The organism is Nonomuraea sp. NPDC050733 (genome assembly GCF_040654215.1).
Taxonomy (GTDB): domain Bacteria; phylum Actinomycetota; class Actinomycetes; order Streptosporangiales; family Streptosporangiaceae; genus Nonomuraea.
Genome location: NZ_JBFAHO010000046.1, coordinates 22,743 through 39,317 on the forward strand (window position 1 = coordinate 22,743; position 16,575 = coordinate 39,317).

Annotated in this window: 11 protein-coding genes; 4 read left to right on the forward strand and 7 right to left on the reverse strand. The window is 71.7% G+C overall.

Features of this window, described 5'->3' with window-relative positions:
* Positions 1-19 precede the first annotated feature (19 nt).
* Positions 20-1,312 (forward strand): NYN domain-containing protein, encoded by a 1,293-nt coding sequence (locus AB0H64_RS39080; RefSeq protein WP_357635339.1) that lies wholly within the window; start codon positions 20-22, stop codon positions 1,310-1,312.
* A 9-nt stretch (positions 1,313-1,321) separates the two neighbouring features.
* Here AB0H64_RS39080 and AB0H64_RS39085 read toward each other — a convergent pair whose 3' ends face one another.
* From AB0H64_RS39085 to AB0H64_RS39095, 3 genes are all read right to left on the reverse strand, one after another.
* Positions 1,322-2,479 carry a VLRF1 family aeRF1-type release factor gene (locus AB0H64_RS39085; RefSeq protein ID WP_357635267.1) on the reverse strand — a complete coding sequence of 386 codons (1,158 nt, stop codon included), beginning with the start codon at positions 2,477-2,479 and terminating at the stop codon, positions 1,322-1,324.
* Positions 2,480-2,576: 97 nt separating this feature from the next.
* Entirely contained in the window at positions 2,577-3,206 is a 630-nt protein-coding gene (locus tag AB0H64_RS39090) for a response regulator (RefSeq protein ID WP_357635270.1), read from the reverse strand.
* Positions 3,207-3,209: 3 nt separating this feature from the next.
* Complete coding sequence (locus AB0H64_RS39095; protein WP_357635272.1) at positions 3,210-7,367, reverse strand: HAMP domain-containing protein; 4,158 nt, start codon at positions 7,365-7,367, stop codon at positions 3,210-3,212.
* A 119-nt stretch (positions 7,368-7,486) separates the two neighbouring features.
* Between AB0H64_RS39095 and AB0H64_RS39100 the strand changes: the two genes are divergently transcribed.
* A complete protein-coding gene (locus AB0H64_RS39100) occupies positions 7,487-9,031 on the forward strand; it encodes a GAF domain-containing SpoIIE family protein phosphatase (protein WP_357635275.1) in 1,545 nt (514 codons plus the stop codon).
* Positions 9,032-9,056: 25 nt separating this feature from the next.
* Here AB0H64_RS39100 and AB0H64_RS39105 read toward each other — a convergent pair whose 3' ends face one another.
* From AB0H64_RS39105 to rho, 3 genes are all read right to left on the reverse strand, one after another.
* Positions 9,057-10,820, reverse strand: a complete 1,764-nt coding sequence (locus AB0H64_RS39105; RefSeq protein ID WP_357635278.1) for a prolyl oligopeptidase family serine peptidase — start codon at positions 10,818-10,820, stop codon at positions 9,057-9,059.
* Between the two features lie 141 nt (positions 10,821-10,961).
* Positions 10,962-12,011, reverse strand: a complete 1,050-nt coding sequence (locus tag AB0H64_RS39110) for a putative RNA methyltransferase (protein WP_357635281.1) — start codon at positions 12,009-12,011, stop codon at positions 10,962-10,964.
* 48 nt (positions 12,012-12,059) lie between these two features.
* Entirely contained in the window at positions 12,060-13,181 is a 1,122-nt protein-coding gene (rho, locus tag AB0H64_RS39115; protein ID WP_357635283.1) for a transcription termination factor Rho, read from the reverse strand.
* Between the two features lie 452 nt (positions 13,182-13,633).
* On the opposite strand from rho, the gene AB0H64_RS39120 reads away from it, so the two are divergent.
* Positions 13,634-13,777, forward strand: coding sequence for a hypothetical protein (locus tag AB0H64_RS39120; RefSeq protein ID WP_310707366.1), 144 nt, complete (start codon positions 13,634-13,636; stop codon positions 13,775-13,777).
* A gap of 9 nt (positions 13,778-13,786) precedes the next feature.
* Positions 13,787-14,530, forward strand: a complete 744-nt coding sequence (locus AB0H64_RS39125; RefSeq protein WP_357635287.1) for an MBL fold metallo-hydrolase — start codon at positions 13,787-13,789, stop codon at positions 14,528-14,530.
* 34 nt (positions 14,531-14,564) lie between these two features.
* On the opposite strand, the gene AB0H64_RS39130 is transcribed toward AB0H64_RS39125, so the two are convergent.
* Positions 14,565-16,466: a nitrate- and nitrite sensing domain-containing protein gene (locus AB0H64_RS39130; protein ID WP_357635290.1), complete on the reverse strand. Its 1,902-nt coding sequence runs from the start codon at positions 16,464-16,466 to the stop codon at positions 14,565-14,567.
* Positions 16,467-16,575 lie beyond the last annotated feature (109 nt).

The following is a 16,575-nucleotide window of genomic DNA, read 5'->3' on the forward strand; positions in this document are numbered from 1 at the left end:
CAGGAAAGGGGCGGTGTCAGTGGATCGCTGCGCGCTGTTCGTGGACGCCGGCTATCTGCTGGCTGACGGCGCGATGGCCGTGCATGGGACCCGTCATCGCGAAGCCGTCGCGTGGGACTACCCGGGGCTGCTCCAGCTCATGAGCAACCTCGCGCGCGAGCGCACCGGGCTGCCGCTGCTGCGCTGCTACTGGTACGAGGCGACGGTCGAGGGCCGCCGCACCCCCGAGCACGACGTCCTCGCCGACATCCCCGGCCTGAAGCTGCGGCTGTCCCGCATCCGGCCCGGCCGGCGCGAGGGCGTGGACGCCCAGGTCCACCGCGACCTCATGACGCTGGCCCGCAACAACGCCATCTGCGACGCCGTGGTCGTCAGCGGCGACGAGGACCTCGCCCAGGTCGTCTGCGACGCGCAGGACCTCGGCATCCGGGTGACCGTGGTGCCCATCGCCACCGAGGACGGCTGGGCCGTCTCGCGCGCCCTACGTCAGGAGGGCGACGACCTCATCGAGCTGGGCAACGCCCACCTGCGGCCCTACGTCAACCTGGTGAGCGGCGTCGGCGAGACCGGCAACGGCCACCATTCGCTGTCCAACGGCCACTCCGCCGCCCACGCCGCGACCCACTCGCTGCCGCCCGCGCCGCCGCCGTCCTCGTCCCTGCCGACGCCGCTGCCGGCTCCGAAGCCGAGCGGCAGCCACGCCGCCCCGCCGACGACCCCCTCCCCGGCGCTCCCGGCGGGTGACGGCCAGCCGCCGTCCGGACGGGGCCAGGCCGCGCAGCCGCCCTCGATGCCCACCTACTACCACCAGGAGCCGCAGGCGCCGGCGACCGGCCCCGTCCCGCAGCAGCCGTCGCAGTCGCCGTCCACCGGGCAGTTCGCCGCACAGCCGTCCAACGGCGCCTACCAGCAGCCGTCACACCAGCAGCCGTCACAGCCGTCACAGCCCACGCCGCCCCCGCAGCCTTCGCAGCCGGCCAACGGCAGCTACCAGCCGGCGCAGTTCGGCGCCTTCACCGGGCCGCAGTCCGGGGTGACGCCGACGCCGCCGTCCAGCTCGCAGGCCACCACGCTGGCCGACGCCGTGAAGGCCGCGCACCGCGAGGGACACGACTTCGGCGAGTCCGTCGCCCGTGACGCGCCCGCGCTCTGGCTGGAGGCCGTGCTGGCGCGCAAGCCACGCATGCCCTCAGACCTGGAGGCCAGGCTGCTGCAGGGCTCCTCCCTGCCGATCGACTTCCTGCTGCACGACGAGGTCCGCCACGCCCTGCGCCGCGGCTTCTGGGACGCCCTGGAGCGCGCCCGCCACTGACCCGGCCCTTCACCAGCGCAGCAGCGCGCCCACCCCGTCGTACGCCGCCAGGGCGCCCGCCGCGCGGGCGTGGACGACGGTCACCTCGGCCCGGCTCTCCAGCGCCCGCTCGATCATCCGCTCCCCGAGGTCGGGCTCGTCCGTGGTGACCGTGCCGTGCGGCACCTGCTCCGCCGGGTAGAGGAAGCCGTCGGGCCCCCGCCCGCCGCGCCAGTGCCCGTTCTCGTGGATCAGCAGGCAGTCCACCCGTCCCTCGTTCAGCAGCGCGAGCGTCTGCCCCAGGCCGAGCACGGCGCGCCCGCCGGACAGCGCCGTGTCGACGACCCGCCGGACCAGCGCGGCGTCCCTGCGGACGCGCACCGCGACCAGCTCCGCCGAGACGCGGCTCACCACGTCCCCGGCCGGGCCGTCGGTGATCACCCTGTCCACCTGGACGAGGTCGAGCGGGCGCAGCGCCTCCGCCAGCGTCGCGGTCAGCCGCGGATCGCCGACCAGCAGCACGTCGGCCCAGCGCAGGGCGCCCATCCGGTTGCTGATCTCCGGCGCGATCGCCTGCAGGTAGCGGACCAGGCTCTCCTCGGCGCGCCGCCGGAAGCGCTCGTGGTGCGTCGACGAGCGCCGGTCCGTGCCGGCCCGCCCGGGACCGCGCATCTCCCGCCAGTCGTCGCTGCCCAGCTCGTACGAGGACCGGTACACGTCCTCCGCCATGCCGTACCGGTAGTCGATGAGCCGGACGCCGTCCCGGCGCACCAAGGCCACGCCGGCGGGCGCGCTGGTCGCCATCGCGGCGATCATCGGCCGGACGTACGCCGTGGACTCCAGCACCGCGCACGTGCCCACGGGCACCTGGAGCGACGTCCGGTGGATCTCGCCCGTGCAGACCGGGGCGAACAGCGCCCGCCCGAGGCCGGGCGAGGCCGGGTCGACCAGCCGGGCGATCTCGGGTTCGAGGGCTTCCAGGTGCTCCAGGACGGTGGCGCGCCGGACCCGCTCCGGCCAGGCCGACACCCGGGCGCGTATCGCGGCGAGGTCGTCACGCAGCCGGATCTCCCACGCGGGCCTGATCCCCGGGTCCACCCGCGGCCCCGCGTCCACGTAGAGCGAGACGACGCCCATCTCGTCCTTCATCGCGACGAGCTCACGGAGGAAGCCATGATCGTGCAGCACGTCGGTTCTCCTCTGCGTCGGCCTCATTCCGACTGTAGAGAACCGAAAAAGGCACAAATCCCCCCGTTAAGGGATAATGTCCCCGGTTTTACGGACGTCAGGACAGCGCGTCGAACCCGGCCCGCAGGTTGGTCACCCGCTCGGCCAGATCGCCCAGCGGGATCGTCAGCGCCGGGTCCTGCGACTTGCGCGCCAGCTCCCGTACCCTGGCCAGCTCCTCCTCCACGGCGGTCAGCCGGCGCGACAGCTCCGGCAGCACCGAAGCGGGGTCGCCCGCGCCCGGCGACAGCTCGCCCGCCATCCGCTCGCGCAGCATCGACGACTGCTCGGCCAGCCGCTTGTTCATGTTGTACAGCTCGATGAACACCGCCACCTTGGCCCGCAGCACCCACGGGTCGAACGGCTTGGTCAGGTAGTCCACGGCGCCCGCGGCGTAGCCCCGGAAGGCGTAGTCGGGGGCGCTGTCGACCACCGTGAGGAAGATGATCGGGATGTTGCGCGTCCGCTCGCGCCGCTTGATGTGCGCGGCCGTCTCGAAGCCGTCCATGCCCGGCATCCGCACGTCGAGCAGGATGAGCGCGAACTCGGTGTTGAGCAGGGCCTTGAGCGCCTCCTCGCCCGACCGGGCGCGCACCGGCACCAGGTCGAGCGAGCTGAGGATGGCCTCAAGGGCGATCAGGTTCTCCTCGCGGTCGTCGACAAGGAGGATGTTGGCTCGATCCGTCATGGATCACGCCCCTTCGGCTGAGTCCGTGGTGGTGGACACCCGCCCACGGCTGAGCCAACCGCGCAGTCGTTCGAGCAGACGGTCCACGTCGACCGGCTTGGGCACGTAGTCGGACGCGCCCGAGGCGATGCTCTTCTCACGATCGCCCCGCATGACCTTAGCGGTCAACGCGATGATCGGCAGATCGGCGAACTGCGGCATCCGGCGGATGGCCGACGTCGTGGCCCAGCCGTCCATCTCCGGCATCATGATGTCCATCAGGACCAGCGCGACGTCCTCGTTGCGTTCGAGCTGCTCGATGCCCTCGCGCCCGTTCTCGGCGTAGACGACCGTCGAGCCGTGCCGCTCCAGCACGCTGGTCAGCGCGAACACGTTGCGGATGTCGTCGTCCACGATGAGGATCTTCGCGCCGTTGAGCGGGTCCTCGCCCTGCCACTGCGGCGTCTCCGACGGCGTCTCGACCAGCTCCGGCAGCTCGATCGGCATCGGGGGCTCCGGCGCCGGCTCCTCGACCGGGGTGGTCATGAGCTGCCGGCGGGTCGCGTCGCCCTCGGCGGCGGCCAGCGGGCCGCTGTAGGAGGCCGGCAGGTACAGCGTGAACGTGCTGCCCTTGCCGAGCTCGCTGTCCACGTGGATCTCGCCGCCCAGCAGCCGGGCGATGTCGCGGCAGATCGCCAGGCCCAGGCCCGTGCCGCCGTACTTGCGGCTGGTGGTGCCGTCGGCCTGCCGGAACGCCTCGAAGATCAGCTCCCGCTTGTCCGGCGCGATGCCGATGCCGGTGTCGACCACCTGGAACGCCAGCAGGTCCGGGGCCTCGCGCAGCGTCTCGTCGTCGAACACCACGCCGGGCGGCGCGACCGCGACCCGCAGCCTGACCTCGCCCTTGGGGGTGAACTTCACCGCGTTGGACAGCAGGTTGCGCAGCACCTGCTGCAGGCGCTGCTCGTCGGCCAGCAGCTCCCTCGGCACGTCCTCGGCCACGTCCACGGTGAACGCCAGCCCCTTGTCGGCGGCCAGCGGCGCGAAGGCGGCCTCCAGCAGGTCCACCATCTTCGGCAGCGACACCTGGATCGGGTGGATGTCCATCCGGCCCGCCTCGACCTTGGACAGGTCGAGCATGTCGTTGATGAGCTGGAGCAGCGCCGAGCCGGCCCCGTGGATCGTGCGGGCGAACTCGACCTGCTGCGGCGTCAGGTTGCCCTCGGCGTTCTCCGTCAGCAGCTTGGCCAGCACCAGCAGGCTGTTGAGCGGCGTGCGCAGCTCGTGCGACATGTTCGCCAGGAACTCGGACTTGTAGCGCGAGGACACGGCGAGCTGCTCGGCCCGCTCCTCCAGCGTGCGGCGGGCCTGCTCGATCTGGAAGTTCTGGATCTCGATCGCGCGGTTCTGCTTGGCCAGCAGCGCCGCCTTGTCCTCCAGCTCGGCGTTGGAGCGGCGCAGCTCCTCCTGCTGGCGCTGGAGCTCGTCCGAGCGCTCCTGGAGCTCTCGGGTGAGCCGCTGCGACTCGGTCAGCAGGTCCTCGGTGCGGGAGTTGGCGATGATCGTGTTCATCGTGACGCCGATGGTCTCGACGAGCTGCGTCAGGAAGTCGAGGTGCACCTCGCCGAACGGCGTGAACGAGGCCAGCTCCAGGACACCCAGCACGCGGTTCTCGAACAGGATCGGCAGCACCACGATCTGCGCCGGCGTCGAGGAGCTGAGGCCGCTGTCGATCGTGATGTAGCCGGGCGGCACGTCGTCGAGCACGATGTGCCGGCCCTCGGCGGCGGCCTGGCCGACGATGCCCTCGCCGACGGCGAAGCGCTGGCGCGGGCCGCGGTCGGGCCGCACGCCGTAGCCGCCGATCAGCAGCAGCTCGTGGTCGCCCTCGGGATCGACGCTGTAGAAGGCGCCGTAGCGGGCGGAGACGAGCGGCGTCAGCTCGCTCATCGTCAGCTTGGCCACCTCGAACAGGTCGCGGTGGCCCTGCATGAGCCGCGAGATGCGGGCCAGGTTGGACTTGAGCCAGTCCTGCTCCTGGTTGGCCTGCGTGGTCTCACGCAGGTTGGCCACCATGGAGTTGATGTTGTCCTTGAGCTCGGCCAGCTCGCCCTGGGCCTCGACGGCGATCGAGCGGGTCAGGTCGCCGCGGGCCACGGCGCTGGTCACGGTGGCGATGGCGCGCACCTGCGTGGTCAGGTTGCCGGCCAGCTCGTTGACGCTCTCGGTGAGGCGCTTCCACGTGCCCTCGACGCCCTCCACCCGGGCCTGGCCGCCGAGCTGGCCCTCCGAGCCCACCTCGCGGGCCACGCGGGTCACCTCGGAGGCGAACGACGAGAGCTGGTCGACCATCCGGTTGATGGTGGTCTTCAGGGCGAGGATCTCGCCCTGCGCGTCCACGTCGATCTTGCGGGTCAGGTCGCCGTTGGCGACCGCGGTGGTCACCTCGGCGATGTTGCGCACCTGGTACGTCAGGTTGTTTGCCATGAAGTTGACGTTGTCGGTGAGGTCCTTCCAGACGCCCGACACGCCCTGGACCCGCGCCTGCCCGCCGAGCTGCCCCTGCGTGCCCACCTCGCGGGCCACGCGGGTCACCTCGTCGGCGAACGACGAGAGCTGGTCCACCATCGTGTTCAGAGTGTCCTTGAGCTGGAGGATCTCGCCCTGCGCGTCAACGGTGATCTTCTTCGACAGGTTGCCCTGGGCCACGGCCGACGACACGGCCGCGATCTGCCGCACCTGGGAGGTCAGGTTGTTGGCCATCGAGTTGACGTTGTCGGTGAGGTCCTTCCAGACGCCCGACACGCCGCGGACCTGCGCCTGCCCGCCGAGCTGGCCCTCGGTGCCCACCTCCCGGGCCACGCGGGTCACCTCGGAGGCGAACGACGAGAGCTGGTCCACCATCGTGTTCATCGTCGACTTGAGCTCCAGGATCTCGCCCTGGGCGTCGACGTCGATCTTGCGGGTCAGGTCGCCGTTGGCGACCGCGGTGGTCACCTGGGCGATGTTGCGCACCTGGTACGTCAGGTTGTTGGCCATCGAGTTGACGTTGTCGGTGAGGTCCTTCCAGACGCCCGACACGCCCTTCACCTCGGCCCGGCCGCCCAGCTTGCCCTCGGTGCCCACCTCCCGGGCGACGCGGGTCACCTCGTCGGCGAACGAGGAGAGCTGGTCCACCATCGTGTTCAGAGTGTCCTTGAGCTGGAGGATCTCGCCCTGCGCGTCAACGGTGATCTTCTTCGACAGGTTGCCCTGGGCCACCGCGGTCGCCACGGTGGCGATGCTGCGCACCTGGCTGGTGAGGTTGTTGGCCATGAAGTTGACGTTGTCGGTGAGGTCCTTCCACACGCCCGACACGCCTGTCACCTGCGCCTGGCCGCCGAGCTGGCCCTCGGTGCCCACCTCGCGGGCCACCCGGGTGACCTCCTCGGCGAACCCGGAGAGCTGGTCCACCATGGTGTTGACGGTGTTCTTCAGCTCGAACATCTCACCCACGGCGTCGACCGTCACCTTGCGGCTCAGGTCGCCCCTGGCCACGGCGGTGGTCACCACGGCGATGTCGCGCACCTGCGCGGCCACCCGCGACGACATCGTGTTCACGGCCTCGGTCAGGTCGCGCCAGCTGCCCGACATGCCGCGCAGATTGGCGCTGCCGCCCAGCCGGCCCTCGGTGCCCGCCTCGCGCGCCACCCTGGTCACCTCGGAGTTGAACAGGGCGAGCTGCTCGACCATGCCGTTGATCGCCTTGCCCAGGCGGCGCACCTCGCCGCGGGCCGACCGGTCGAGGTCGATGCGCCGCGACAGGTCACCCTTGGCCACGGCGTCGATCACGTCGGCCGCGCCGCTGACCGGGCTCACCAGGGCCTCGATCAGCATGTTCACCGACTCGACGCCCTCGGACCAGGCGCCCACACCGGGCCCCGGCGTCAGCCGCTCGCCGAAGCGGCCCTCCTTGACGATCTCCTTGCGCACCCGCGTCAGCTCGTTCGCCAGGTGCTCACGGCGATCGGCCACCTCGTTGAGGAGCAACCGGACCTCACTGAGGATCCCCGGCTTGGCGTGGGGCACACGCCGCCGGAAGTCGCCGTCTCGCCAGGAGAACAGCGTCTCCAGGATCGGGACGAGATCGGCCTCGCTGTAGACCTTCTCCTCAGATACAGGTGCGGTCCTGACCGTGGTCATAGGCCCTCCTTGACGCGCGGGGTGCCGCTTGAGTGGTTCAAGTCTGTCACGTTGTGTAGCCCGTAGTCCTGTCCTTGGATTTACCCCAAGTCAGCGGGAAGTGTGGTAGGCACGTTGGGATGACTGCTTCTCCTCAGGCCGTGCTGGCCGCCACATTCGCGCCCGGCGAGACCGCCGTGCCGGCCGCGATGCGGTTCACGCGCGAGGTGATGACCGCCTGGGCCGTCGGCGGCGCGCTGCTGAACACGGCCGAGCAGGTCACCGGCGATCTGGCGGAGCAGGTGGTCGACGAGCCGTTCGAGGTCGTGTGGAAGCACTTCGGCGACGCCGTGCAGGTGGAGCTGAAGCAGCGCAACGCCCCGCAAGGTGATCCGAAGGCGCCCGCTGCGGTGGTGGCGGAATGGGGGATCACCTTCTCTCGGGATGGGCACGTCCACTGGGCACGTCTCACGCTACCCGGCTCCACGGAAACAGTCGTATCCGATCGCCCGTCGGAAAGCTCGCGGGGACCGCACTGGCTGGGGTTCCTGGCCGACGCGAGCGACCTGCTCGCGGGCACGCTCAACCCCGACATGGTGCCCGCCATCGTCGCCCAGGTCGTGGTGCCCAGACTGTCGAGCTGGTGCGCCGTCTACACCGCCGACAACGCGACCGGGCCCATGCGCCTCGTCTACGTCTGGCACGCCGACGAGGCCCGCATCGACGGCCTGCGTCAGGAGCTGGACGGCGTGGACGTCGACTCGGCCGGCACGCAGCCGTCCATCCTGCACGTGGGCGACTCCCAGGTGCTCACGGTCCCGCTGACCGCCCGCGGGCGGAGCCTCGGCGTGATGTGCCTGGGCCGCTCCGACCGCTTCCCGGACGAGGTCATCCAGCTCGCCGAGGACATCGGCAGGCGCGCTGCCCTGGCCATGGACAACGCCCGCCTGTACGCGCAGCAGGCCGCCGCCAACCGGGCGCTCCAGCGCAGCCTGCTGCCGCCCAACGAGCCGGAGGTGCCCGGCCTCGACTACGGCGTCATCTATGAGGCGGCCGGCGAGGTCAACGAGGTCGGCGGCGACTTCTACGACCTGTTCAAGGCCGGCGACGACTCGTGGCGGTTCGCGATCGGCGACGTGTGCGGCACCGGCCCCGAGGCGGCGGCGGTGACGGGCCTGGCGCGCCACACGCTGCGGCTGCTCGCCCGCGAGGGGTACGGCGTGGCCGCCGTGCTGGGCCGGCTCAACCAGGCGATCCTGGAGGAGGGGGAGCGGGCCAGGTTCCTGACCCTGCTGCACGGCGACATCACGCCGGTGGAGACGGGCCTGGAGATCCGGATGGTGTCGGCCGGCCATCCCGAGGCGCTGCGCCTCAAGGCCAACGGCGAGGTCGAGTCGGTGACCACCCCTCAGTCGCTGCTGGGGGTCTTCCCCGAGGTGGTGTTCGAGGCCGACACCATGCACCTCGACCACGGCGACGTGCTGCTCGCGGTCACGGACGGCGTCACCGAGCGCCGCTGCGGCGACCGCCTGCTCGACGACGACGGCGGCCTGGCGAAGCTGCTGGCCGAGTGCGCGGGCCTGTCGGCGCGGGCGGTCGCGGAGCGGATCCGCCGGGGGGTCGCCGACTTCGCCGTCGAGCCGAGCGCCGACGACCTCGCCATCGTGGTCCTGCGCGCCCGCTGAGCCGCAGCGCCCGGGGGCCGGCCGGTCAGTGGCGCAGGTGCTTGCGGGCGAACTCCAGTTGCAGGCTCATCTGCGCGATCCGCTCGGCCACCACCAGCGACCCCCGCACGGCGTCGTAGGTGTAGACCTCGTACGGCCGCCCGTGCTCGGCCAGCTTGGCCACGTACTTCTTGATCTGGCGCAGCGGGCAGCGCGTGTCGTTCTCGCCGGCCAGGATGAGCACCGGGCTCTCCACCCGGTCCACGTAGGTGATGGGGGAGCTGGCGGCGTAGCGCTCGGGCTGCTCGTCGGGCGAGCCGCCGAGCAGCGCGCGGTGGTAGGCGCGCAGGCTCTCGGCCTCGTCCTCGTACGAGGTCTGGTGGCAGGCGATCGGGACGGCCGCGATGCCAGCGGCCCACAGTCCCGGCTGGGTGCCGAGGCCGAGCAGGGTGAGGTAGCCGCCCCACGCGGTGCCGCTCAGCAGGATCCGGTCGGGGTCGGCGACGCCGCGCTCGACCACCGTCTCCCGGACGGCCGCCACGTCCTGTAACTCGATGTGGCCGACGTCGCCCCGCAGGGCGTCGCGCCAGGCCGAGCCGTAGCCGGTGGAGCCGCGGTAGTTGACCCGCACCACGGCGAACCCGGCGTCCACCCACGCCGCGACCTCGGGGGAGAAGGCGTCGCGGTCGTGCGCGGTGGGGCCGCCGTGCAGCATGAAGATGGTCGGGAACGGCCCGCCGCCGTGCTCGGGCCGGGAGACCAGCGCGTGGATCCGGCCGCCGGGGCCGGTGATGTCGAGGTCCTCCACGGGCACGCTGGGCGGCGCGGCGGGGCCGCCGGCGTTGATCACGACCTGGCCGTTGGTCGACTTGATGACCGGCGGGCGGGACGCGCTCGACCAGGAGTACTCGACGTGACCGGCGGGGCGCGGCGCGGCCTCCTCGATCACGCCGTGCGGCGTCTCGATCGGCGTCAGGCCGCCGCCTCCGAGGTCGTAGCGGTGGAGGTACGTGCGTGCCCGGTTGTCGCGCAGGATCAGCAGGCCCCGCCCGTCGTGGTACCACTCGGCGGTCAGGTCCCCCGAGTCGCGCAGCCAGATCTCGCGCTGCTCGCCGGTCACCGGGTCCCAGACCAGGGGCTCCTGACGGTGGCGGCGTTCGTGCAGGGCGAGCAGCCGGCGGTCACCGGCCACGGGGGCGAAGCGGAGGCCGATCACGCCCTTGCCCGGCCCGTCGTACAGCTCCCGGACCGTCTCGCCGCTCTGGCGCACCACGCGGAGCGCCGGATGCCGGAAGTCGCCGTACTCGCCGTGGTTGATGGCGATGAGCTCGCCGTCGAGGGACATGTCCGCCACCCAGGCGGCCTCGGGGTGCTCGTAGAGCAGGTGGGAGGGCTCGCCGGGCCGTACGAGATGGATGCGGAAGGTGCCCTCGCTGGCGAGGCTGATCGCGGCGAAGCCGGTGGTGGACAGCGCGATGCCGCCCGGCTGGCCGGGCGGAAGGTCCGGCGCCACGAGCTCGCTGGGGCCGCCGTTGAACGGCTGCCGCCACCACACGCCGAACTCGTCGCCCTCGGTGTCGGCGAACCAGTAGACCCACTGGCCGGTGGGGTCGACGGTGGCGTGGGCGGTGCCCTTGGGCCGCTCGGTGACCTGCCGGGTGGCGCCGTTGGCGCGGTCCCAGGTGTAGACCTCCCAGGTGCCGGTGGCGTTGGAGCGGTAGACGGACCTGCTCGGTGCCTGGCGTGCCCAGATCGGCAGCGTCATGCGCGACGCTCGGAACCTGGCCTGCCAGCGTTCCTCGGCCTTCATCCGGCGCGCCCCCTCCCTCTGCCGCCCGCCTCCGGCCACGGGTTGCCGTCCAGTATTGCTCCTGTATCGCGGAAATACTCGCCGAATGTGGGGGAATTTCGGGTTAAATGCCTCACCAGCAACATCCGTCCCACAGGTCCGTCAAGGAATGGTCCTTGACTTCGACGCCGCCTCGAAGACGGACAGGTGAAAGGCGGCCCGCGTCACCACTTTTCGCCCATTCCCCGCAGCTCCCGACGCGGCCCCTGTCGTCCCGGTGCCGCGCGCGAAATATGCGGCGATTCGTTCATCCAGCTCCGCGGGGTCCGTGTGCCACGCGCTCGGGCCCATCCGCACGACCTCGGCCACGCCGTCGCGGTCCAGCTCCATGTCGAACGTGATGGAGCGCCGATCCACCTCGGCGAACCCCTCCATGCCCCGCGCCAACCGCCGCTCCTTGTCCTCGTCGACGGAGAGCAGCCCCAGCTCCTCGACGAGCGGGCTGAGATGCGCGGGCGCGGGCGTGACGACGACCACGGCGCCGCCGGGCCGCAGGACACGCAGGAACTCCGCCGAGTTCCTGGGCGCGAAGACATCCATCACCACGTCGGCCACCCCGCTCCGGATGGGCAGCGGCCGCCACACGTCGGCCACGAACGCTCCCAGCCTCGGATGCGCTCGCGCCGCCCGTCGGACGGCGTGCTTGGACACATCGAAGGCCACTCCGATGCTTCTGTCGACCGCCTGGAGCACGCTTGCCAGGTAGTGCCCGGTGCCCGCTCCGGCGTCCACGATCACCGGCCTCGGCGCGTCGCCGGGCTCCTGCCCGACCGGCTCCGCCCGGTGACCGGGATCCACTCCGGGACCACCGTACGCCTTCGCGACCGCCCCGTCCTCCGGCTCAGCGAAGCTTTTCTCACGAATCGCCGTTCCTGCGCTCTCACGGCCCACCGTAATCCGCATATCCACACATTCGACGACAGCTTCGACAAGCGGCGCGAAATGTCCATTGCTCAAGAAATCCGCACGTGCGGCGACCATCTCGGCGCTGTCGGCCGTCCCCGGTACGCGTGATCCCACGAGCAGGCTCACGTATCCCTGCTTGGCGATGTCGAACGCGTGCCCGTCGCCGCATCGGACGGCACCCCGGTCAATGGTCACCGTTTTCCGGCAAATAGGGCAGGCCAGAAATTCGATGATGTCAGCGAGCATGTCGCTATTCTTCCGGCTGCTCGCTGGGGCCGCCGCAGAGGGGAGGGGTCAGACGGCCGCCGCGTGGAGGAAGCCGGCGTTGCTCGTCGTCTCGCGGAGCTTGCCGATCAGCAGCTCCAGCCCCTGGCTGCGGTCGAGCGCGGCCAGCATGCGGCGCAGCCGCCACACGACCTGCAGCTCGCCGGCGGGCAGCAGGAGCTCCTCCCGCCGCGTCCCGGACGCCTCCAGGTCCACGGCCGGGTACAGGCGGCGCTCGGCCAGGTCCCTGGCCAGGTGGAGCTCCATGTTGCCGGTGCCCTTGAACTCCTCGTACAGGCTGTTGTCCATGCGCGAGCCCGTGTCCACGAGCGCGGTCGCGAGGATCGTGAGGGAGCCGCCCTCCTCCACGTTGCGGGCGGCGCCGAAGAAGCGCTTGGGCGGGTAGAGCGCGGAGGCGTCGATGCCGCCGGTGAGGACGCGCCCGCCGCCGGGCGCCAGGTTGTTGTAGGCGCGCCCGAGCCGCGTCAGCGAGTCGAGCAGCAGGACGACGTCCCGGCCGGCCTCCACGAGCCGCTTGGCGCGCTCGACGGCCAGCTCCGCGACGGCGGCGTGGTCGCGGTCGGGGTGGTCGAAGGTCGAGGAGAAGACCTCGCCGCGGATCGAGGCGCGCATCTCGGTGACCTCCTCGGGCCGCTCACCGACGAGGACCACCATGAGGTGGACCTCCGGGTGGTTGCGGGCGACGGCGGCGGCCAGGGCCTGCAGGACCATGGTCTTGCCGGCCTTCGGCGGGGCCACGATGAGCCCGCGCTGGCCCTTGCCGATCGGCGCGAACAGGTCGATCACCCGGGTGGTGAGCGACTCGGTCTCGAGGCGCAGCCGCTCGGACGGGTGCACGGGGGTCAGGTCGGCGAAGGCCGGCCGGTCGCGCCACTCGGCGGCGCCGTTGACCGACTCGACGCTCACCAGCTTGCCGCCCGCGACGGAGGCGGCGACATGGTCGCCGTGGCGCAGGCCGAGCTGCCGGGCCCGGTCCGGGAGGACGCGGACGTCGTCGGGGCCGGGCACGTGCCCGGCGCGGATGAAAGCGCCGCGCTCCCGCAGGTCGAGCAGGCCGGTGACCTGCCGTACGGGTGCGCCGGAACGCTGCTGGGGGACGGAACGCTGCTGGGGAAGGGTGGAAACAGACATGATGGGGCCCCTTTCAAGGGCAGGCCGGACAGGGGTCCGGCACACGCCGGCGCCAGGGCTCGTACACGGAGAACGCCGTGCGACCCGGCGGGGTGGGATGGAAGCGATCCGGCCCGGCGAAAGAGGGCGGTTCGCGGAGAAGACACCGGCGGAGCGGTAGCTCAACGCCAATCGGAACGTATCACACGTTCTGAGCCATGCAACGCCTAGCCCTCATGGGCTATTCCCGGGCTGTTCTCGTGTCGTAGCACGCCGGACGACCTGCGCGGCCGTAACAATGTTCTTCTCGCGACGCCGTCGAACGACACCGAGGCCGTCGAACGACGCACAGGCGGCGCGTACGACGACCTGGAACGCCCGGCCGTGCCGCGGCATCGTGTCAAGCGTGCTGCAGGGCTCCTGCAATCCGGCCAGGTTTTCCTGTAGGCGAGCAGCATTCCAAGGGGGATCCCATGAAGACCAGCACCTGTTGCCCTCAGTGCCACCACGAGCTCGACGAGGGCCCGATCATGTACCGGTGCGCGCACTGCCGCCGCACGGTCTACGCCGCCGACCTCGACAACGAGTACGTGCCGCGCACGCCCGTCGCCGCCTAGGCTGGGCTGGTGCCACACCAGCCCCTCATCGTCTCGGGCGTCGAGGTCACGCCCCTCTGCGACGCGGTCGGCCCCATGGGCGCGAGCATCCTCCGCCCGATGGCCGAGATGTTCCCGGGAGCCGACCTCCCCGAAGAGCCGTGGACCCTCCACTTCCACTGCTTCCTGATCCGCGACCCGGCCGACCGGCTCACGCTCGTCGACACCGGCATCGGCGCCGCGGGCTCACCGGCGTCCAGTTGGGCGCCGGTGCCCGGCTCGCTGACCGGTGAGCTGGCCGCGGCGGGCGTCTCGCCCGCCGACGTCGGCACCGTGATCCTGACCCACCTGCACAGCGACCACGCCGGCGGCGCGGTCGACGACGACGGCACACCCGTGTTCGCCAACGCCCGCCACGTCCTCCAGCGCGCCGAGCTCGACGTGGCCGGCGGGCAGCTGCTGGATCAGGTGATCACGCCCCTGAAGGACCTGCTGCACGTGGTCGAGGGCGACACGGAGGCCGCGCCGGGCGTGCGGGTCCACCTGACCCCCGGCCACACGCCGGGCCACCAGATCGCCCGGGTCGGCGAGGTCGCCATGACAGGCGACCTGGTGCTCCACCCGGCGCAGCTCGCCGACCCCTCCGTGCGTTACGTCTACGACGACGACCAGGAGCAGGCTGCGGTCACGCGCGCCAGGGTGCTCGACGGGCTGCGCGCCGACCGCGCGGTCCTGGCCACGGCCCACTTCGCGGACCCGTTCGTCCGGCTGTGACCCCTCCGGCCCCGGCGTGACGTCCGGGGCCGGGTCAGTGACCGGCCATGGCCGGCTGGCCGGACAGGATCGACGCGGGCAGCGCGACCATCGCGGTCAGCCCCCCGTACGGTGAGGCCCCGAGCCTGACCCGGATGCCGTGCCGGGCCGCCAGCCGGCTCACGACGAACAGCCCGAGCCGGTCGCTCTGCGCCAGGTCGAACTCCGGCACCTCCTCCAGCCGGGCGTTCAGCTCGTCCAGCTCGCCGCGCGCGAGCCCGAGCCCGCGGTCCTCGATCTCGACCGTGACCCCGTGCGGAGTGAGCGTGGAGCGGACGTCCACGCGCGTCTGCGGCGGCGAGAACAGCGTGGCGTTCTCCACCAGCTCGGCCACCAGGTGCGCGACGTCGGTGACCGCGCCGCCCAGCACGGACACCTGCGGCGGCTGCAGCACCTCCACCCGCGGGTACTCCTCCACCTCGGCCACGGCGGCCCGCAGCACGTCCATGAGCGGGACCGGGTTGCGCCAGCCGCGCCCCGGCGCCTGGTCCGACAGGATGATGAGGCTTTCGGCGTGCCTGCGCATGCGGGTCGTGAGGTGGTCCAGCTTGAACAGGTCGGCCAGGATCTCCGGCTGCTCCGTGTGGCGCTCCATGCTGTCGAGCTGGATGAGCTGGCGGTGCAGCAGCGTCTGGTTGCGCCGGGCCAGGTTGACGAACACGTGGCTGACGCCGTGCCGCAGCCGTGCCTGGTCCACGGCCGCCTCGACGGCGGTGCGCTGCACGCTGTTGAACGCCGTGACGATGTCCCGCACCTCCGCCGTCTCCGCCTTGACCTCCAGTGGCGCCAGCTCCTCGGGCGTGGGATCGCCGCCGCCGTCGCGCAGCCGCTTGACCAGTCCGGCGAGCCGCACCTCGGCCAGCTCCGTCGCCGCGTCACGCAGGCCGGCCAGCTCCTGGCCCAGCCGGCGGCGGAAGCGCAGCGAGAGCAGGATCGAGGCGACGACCGCGAGCAGGCCCGCGCCGCCCGCCACGCCGATCTTGGTGAGGATGCCGTTGGCGGCGGGCGTGACGCGCCGCACGAAGCCCTGCACGGCCCGGGAGTGGTCGCGCTCGGTCGCGCCCCACAGGTTGGCGCCGTCGACGGGCCACGTGGCCGCCGAGGCGGGCAGCCCGTTCGTCGCGGCCTGCCCGCGGATGGCGTCCTCCGCCTTCAGGAACTCCTGGTACGCGGGGGAGGCCACCAGCTTGTCGTAGGGCCCGCGCAGCTTCCCGTCGAGGTGGGAGAGCGCCTCCGTGTAGAGGAGGCGGCGGGTGGCGACCATGCCGATGAACGCCTCACGCTCGGCCTTGGTGATCCGGCCCCGCGCCAGCACCACGACGATGACCGCGCGCTCCCGGGACAGGATGTCCTTGGCCTCGCCGAGCATGGTCACGGCCCTGGCCTGCCGGTAGAGCGACTGCTCCGGCACCAGCACCATGGCGTCGAGCATGCGGAACGCGGCGTCCACGATCCGGCTGTAGCCGTCGATCACCTGGAGCGGCGCGGCGTCCGAGCCGTCGACCCTGCGGCGCAGCTTGTCCAGGTTGCCGAGCTCGCCGTACAGGGCGGTGAGCTGGGTGGCCATCTGCGGCGACAGGCCGCGCTCGCGGCCGGCGAGCTGCCGGAACGTGGCCACGGTCCGGTCGGTGAGCGCCCGCTGGGTGGTCAGGCGCTGGTGGCCCTGCCTGCTGGTGAGGTACTCCACCGAGGCCAGGCGCTCGTTCTGGAGCTGCACGTTGATCTGCTCGGCGGGGTCGGACAGGTTCGTGACCAGCTCGTTGATCTGGAGTAGGCGAAGTCCGTCGCCGCCGGTCAGCGACGCGGCGAACGCCCACAGGCCCACGAGCGAGGTGAGCGGGACGAGCAGCAGGACCAGCAGCTTGAGCGCGATGGGACGGCCACGTGTGGGGGGCATGCGACCTCCGGAGGCATGGTGAGATCGCCTCGCAGAGTACACCTCTTCGGGGGGGTTTCTCCGGCCTCACGGCGTCGGGCCGCGGCGGGGCGTCCTGGACGCCGCGCCA

What these genes read in the sequence shown, in the direction of transcription:
- AB0H64_RS39090 (WP_357635270.1), bottom strand. Translation starts at nt 3,206, where the DNA reads ATGACGGATCGAGCCAACATCCTCCTTGTCGACGACCGCGAGGAGAAC.
- AB0H64_RS39095 (WP_357635272.1), bottom strand. Translation starts at nt 7,367, where the DNA reads ATGACCACGGTCAGGACCGCACCTGTATCTGAGGAGAAGGTCTACAGC.
- AB0H64_RS39100 (WP_357635275.1), top strand. Translation starts at nt 7,487, where the DNA reads ATGACTGCTTCTCCTCAGGCCGTGCTGGCCGCCACATTCGCGCCCGGC.
- AB0H64_RS39105 (WP_357635278.1), bottom strand. Translation starts at nt 10,820, where the DNA reads ATGAAGGCCGAGGAACGCTGGCAGGCCAGGTTCCGAGCGTCGCGCATG.
- AB0H64_RS39110 (WP_357635281.1), bottom strand. Translation starts at nt 12,011, where the DNA reads ATGCTCGCTGACATCATCGAATTTCTGGCCTGCCCTATTTGCCGGAAA.
- rho (WP_357635283.1), bottom strand. Translation starts at nt 13,181, where the DNA reads ATGTCTGTTTCCACCCTTCCCCAGCAGCGTTCCGTCCCCCAGCAGCGT.
- AB0H64_RS39120 (WP_310707366.1), top strand. Translation starts at nt 13,634, where the DNA reads ATGAAGACCAGCACCTGTTGCCCTCAGTGCCACCACGAGCTCGACGAG.
- AB0H64_RS39130 (WP_357635290.1), bottom strand. Translation starts at nt 16,466, where the DNA reads ATGCCCCCCACACGTGGCCGTCCCATCGCGCTCAAGCTGCTGGTCCTG.